1 protein-coding gene is annotated in these 2,686 nt (G+C 50.4%); it reads right to left on the bottom strand.

What is annotated here, in order from left to right:
• Positions 1-269: 269 nt before the first annotated feature.
• The gene (locus KJ970_04765) at positions 270-2,597 is read right to left on the bottom strand and encodes a PQQ-like beta-propeller repeat protein (GenBank protein ID MBU2690219.1); all 2,328 of its coding nucleotides are present in this window, start codon (positions 2,595-2,597) and stop codon (positions 270-272) included.
• Positions 2,598-2,686 lie beyond the last annotated feature (89 nt).

The raw sequence follows: 2,686 nt of genomic DNA on the forward strand, positions 1-2,686 counted from the left end.
ATGCCTTGGACACAAACGATTACTAAAACGATTGCGGCCCAGTTGGTAGAGCCGTACATTGAGCCTCCCTGTGATTGCCTTGTCACCAAGGCAGATTCTATCAAAGTGCTGTTAGATTTGGGATTCATCCCATACAAGAAAAGGGAAAGGCCCCCGCCTTGCGAGGGCCTCACCCGTAGCACATATGCTACCCAACACAAGTCTATTATCCCGCCGCACTCCTCAGAACACAATCAACAAACATACATACACTGGCGCTGAGCCGTGATTCAATCTCTGAATCCACCAATCGTTGACGCGCCTGCCCCGCGACTGTTCCAGTACATCGCCCGCTCAACCATTATAGGTCTGCCTGACGTTTGGCTGGCAACTAGAATAGCCGCTCGCCCACTCGATACTTCGTCATTCATATCGTAAGTCTTGCGTGAATTCGCTTCTATGGTGTCGGTGAAAGTGATGGGATAGCCCCCTCCAGAAGGGTAATACCTGACTTCGATATCCACATCAACATCGTTTGGATTCTGTACTAGAGTCCAAGTTTCACATCCGTTACTAGTATCACCATCGGGCAAGTAGAAGACAGTGTGCGGCGCATCAATCCCTATGGTCCCATGACAAGCTTCACCAAGAGAGGAATCAGATCCCCAGTACATCGCCCTTTCAGCGATTATCGGTTGAGAACCATGAATGCGCGTTGAGAAGTCCGTATTGGGTAGTGAATCATTTACTCGTATCGTCTTTCTTGAACTTGCCGGAATTGTGAAATCTGGCTGTTGCACTGGCCCCGATTCAGTCATGTATGTCACGGTGACATCCGATTCGGAGTCATTTGGATTCTGTATTAGGATGTACGTCGTGAATCCCCAATCAGTCGTTCCCTCGGCCAGATAATAGTCCTCGGACGCACTCATCGTTCCAATGGATCCATGACCCTCTCGGCGATTATTGCGGTACATTGATCTTTCAGGAATGATAGGAACATCGGAGACTATCATGATTGACGCATCTCTCTCGCCAATGTCATCAGCCATGTTAAAGGTTGCTCGTGAATTCGCAGCGATCTTCTTTGCCTTCATTACCGGCGAGTCGCCCTCAATCATGTAGGTAATACTGCAGTTCGCTTCTTGGCTCCCGGAGTTCTGTATCAGTAACCACGTCTCAAAACCCCAAGATGAGCTCCCCTCAGCCAAATACCAAGTCTTTGCATCACCAGTGCACCCAATGCTTGCATGGGTTTCAAATGAATTAGCGCCAGGCCCCGTCCATGTCATCGTCCTGTCAACTGCAATGGTTGTGGAGAGGTCCTCACACAATATCTCTGTCGAGAAGTCCTTCTCACCACCGAGTGCTTCGATTAGATAGTCATTCGTAAGCGTCGTTTGGCTCCTGGCTTCAAGGACTATCGTTTCCTCAACAACAGTTCCATTTGTTGGCAAGTACCTTGCCGTGACGGTCTTATTGGTTGTGTTGGGGTTCTCAATGTTGATTTCTGTCTGGAATCCCCACGCCGTTGATCCCTCTGCTAAATACCAGGACGGAAGTGATCCCTTTGACCACACCTGACATCCGGTATTTGGTGTGTAGTTTCCGGCGAATAGGTTATCCCCGCGCAGCGTCATCGCGGTAACCTGATCTCCAAGGGGCCGAGCGTTGTCCTTGATCCAATTGGCGCCGTCCCAGAACAGCACTTCGCCGCCAGCGTTGTTACCTGTTCCAGCGTAGAGCCGGCCCCGGAACACAACGAGTGCCCTGACTACCGAATTATCTTCGCTCCCAAGACCGTCCTGACCCACCTTAGTCCAGTCGCTGCCCCCTTTGTACTCCCATACCTGCCCACCAGTTCTCCAATTCATGGTTCCTGCGAAAAGAGAACCGGATGAGGAGTGAAGAGCCCAAGATCCATGGTTATACTTCGAGCCAAACCCCGAGGTGTTCACTTTGACCCACGGATTTGTTCCATCATATCTCCAGATCTCACAACCCGTGTCATCGTTATATACGCCTGCATAAAGGAAGCCTTCATGAACCGCCATGCTCGTTACGGCTATGTTCTCTGGGTTTCCGAATCCATCAACGTTTGCTTGAGCCCAGTTCGAGCCGTCGTAAGAAAAAACTCTCCCGACCCCCTCAGTGCCACAGTAGAGTTTTCCGTTATATACGGTCATACACCAGATAGTCCAGTTGTGTGGATCTCCCCAGCCCGGAGTATTAGCAAGTACCCAATCGATCGCCCCGCTTGGCCATGTGCGGACCTCGCTTCCAGATTCATTCTGGGTTCCGACGTAGAGATGACCGTTGTATTCGGCCAAAGCATAGCCCTTCCAGTTCTCGGGGTTGCCAAAGCCCTTTGACCCTTTCCTTCTCCAACTCGTGCCGCCGGAGTATTCGTAGAAGAAACCGTCTGATGAAGCATATGTGCGCCCTATTGAACTCGTGAATAGGCAGTCAATGTAGCTAAGACCGCTTCCGAAACCATTCTTATTGACTTGAACCCATGTCGAAGAAGCATGCGCGTCCATCCCATACAGGCAAGTTGACGCGATGATTGTGCACACAAATGAAATGGCAATAACGATTTGCTTGTTTCTATGTCGCATCTACGGATTCCTCCCCTTCGATACTTTTCAGGACTCTGTGGGCTTGACTCGCGGCTATCCCGAATAGCTGTTGATATCGACGTCCGCTG

The organism is Candidatus Eisenbacteria bacterium (assembly GCA_018831195.1).
GTDB lineage: Bacteria > Eisenbacteria > RBG-16-71-46 > CAIMUX01 > JAHJDP01 > JAHJDP01.

Coding starts and splice junctions, on each gene's coding strand:
- KJ970_04765 (MBU2690219.1), bottom strand. CDS start 2,597: ATGCGACATAGAAACAAGCAAATCGTTATTGCCATTTCATTTGTGTGC.